A 1,395-nucleotide genomic window follows, 5' to 3' on the forward strand; every position below is an offset into this window, starting at 1 on the left:
GCAAGCTGACCAAGGCGATCCAGGCCCACGGGTGGGGATCGGCCGGACCGGCGAAGCCGCGCTGACGGCATGGTAGCGAGGGCGGCCGCACCGGCATGATCCGATCCGAACTGGTCCAGCGCCTCGCTGCTGCGAACCCGCAACTCTACGCGAAGGACTGCGAGGCCGTGGTCGATGCCATCATAGGCCGGATCGCGGACGCCATCGTGGCCGGCGATCGGGTTGAGTTGCGCGGGTTCGGGTCTCTCACCATCGTTGAGCAGCAGGCAAGGATGGGCCGCAACCCGAGATCCGGTGCGCTCGTCTCGGTCCAGGCGAAGTCGAAGCTGGTCTTCAAGACCGGCAAAGAGATGCGAGACCGGCTCAACCCGAAGGCGCGGCTGGTGGCGCCGTGAGCGACGACCCCTTCCACGAAGCCGTCGAAGCTCTCCGCGCGCGCGGCCTGTATGTCGAGCCAACCGGCGACGACCTCAGCCTGTGGCTCGTGAATGGCGAGGAGATGACCGATGCGGGTCTAATGAAGCTTGCCACGCTGCTGAGCCTTGTCCCCGGGTCGGTGACGATCCAGTGAGTGGCGGACACGGCAACTCGTCCGCCGGCGGCCGAGCACTCGAAGCCCTTCGAGCCGTTGCCCTCTACCCGCAAGGGATGCGTCTCACGGCCCATCCGGAGGCGATGCACACTCTTGCTGATCTCGGCTATGTCGAGGAACGACCCGCTCGGTGGCCAGGCGCGAAGCCGCTAGAGCATGCATGGTTCATCACCCACACCGGGCGGGAACTCTTGGCCGTGCTGGGAGGCGGGGATCGCGGGTAGCCGGTAGGACGCCGGCGGTGGCCGACAGCCGGGTTGCGCCGCCCGCTCGTGCCCCTATCCCCGCCGGCTCACCTCCGGCGAGACCCATGGCATCACCCGCACCGATCCGACTTCCGCTCGCCTTGACCTTCCCACTGTTGGAACGTTTAGGGCTGGTCTCCATCAGGATGATGTTAGGGTAGGAGAACAACATGCGACACGCTTCCGGACTGTTGGTGGCAGCGTTCGCGGTGGCACTAGCTGGAAACGCGATGGCCCAGGGTCACGATCACATGCACATGGGTCATTCTTCGAAGGATAGCGCCGACACACCTGCAACGCGCGAGTTCAAGGCGTCGCATCAGCAGATGATGAAGAACATGGCCGTACCCTATACGGGCGACCCGGACGTGGATTTCCGCCTGCAGATGATTGGTCAGCCCCCATTGAAGTGGTCCGCCCTTTGGTATGGTTTTTGAGCCTGGAGGACGGACGAGATGGCAAAGCACCCGAAGCCCGAGGAGATCGTCGCGAAGCTACGTCAGGCGGACGTTCTGATTTCACAGGGCCAGAGCGTGGCCGATGCAATCCGCGCGCTCG

3 protein-coding genes are annotated in these 1,395 nt (G+C 64.7%); all 3 read left to right on the forward strand.

The annotated features are described in order from the left end of the window. The first annotated feature begins 95 nt into the window (after positions 1–95). The 3 genes from FV223_RS27640 to FV223_RS27655 all read left to right on the forward strand — a co-directional run bounded on the left by FV223_RS27640 (position 96) and on the right by FV223_RS27655 (position 1,274). Entirely contained in the window at positions 96–395 is a 300-nt protein-coding gene (locus FV223_RS27640; RefSeq protein WP_147729879.1) for an HU family DNA-binding protein, read from the forward strand. Continuing rightward, the gene (locus tag FV223_RS27645; RefSeq protein ID WP_147729880.1) at positions 392–571 is read left to right on the forward strand and encodes a hypothetical protein; all 180 of its coding nucleotides are present in this window, start codon (positions 392–394) and stop codon (positions 569–571) included. The genes FV223_RS27640 and FV223_RS27645 overlap by 4 nt, the downstream gene beginning before the upstream one ends. Positions 572–1,007: 436 nt before the next feature. After that, positions 1,008–1,274 (forward strand): hypothetical protein, encoded by a 267-nt coding sequence (locus tag FV223_RS27655; protein ID WP_147729882.1) that lies wholly within the window; start codon positions 1,008–1,010, stop codon positions 1,272–1,274. The last annotated feature ends 121 nt before the right edge of the window (positions 1,275–1,395 follow it).

Origin of the sequence: Methylobacterium sp. WL116 (genome assembly GCF_008039455.1) — a bacterium.
Classification (GTDB): Bacteria; Pseudomonadota; Alphaproteobacteria; order Rhizobiales; family Beijerinckiaceae; genus Methylobacterium.

Coding starts and splice junctions, on each gene's coding strand:
- FV223_RS27640 (WP_147729879.1), top strand. CDS start 96: ATGATCCGATCCGAACTGGTCCAGCGCCTCGCTGCTGCGAACCCGCAA.
- FV223_RS27655 (WP_147729882.1), top strand. CDS start 1,008: ATGCGACACGCTTCCGGACTGTTGGTGGCAGCGTTCGCGGTGGCACTA.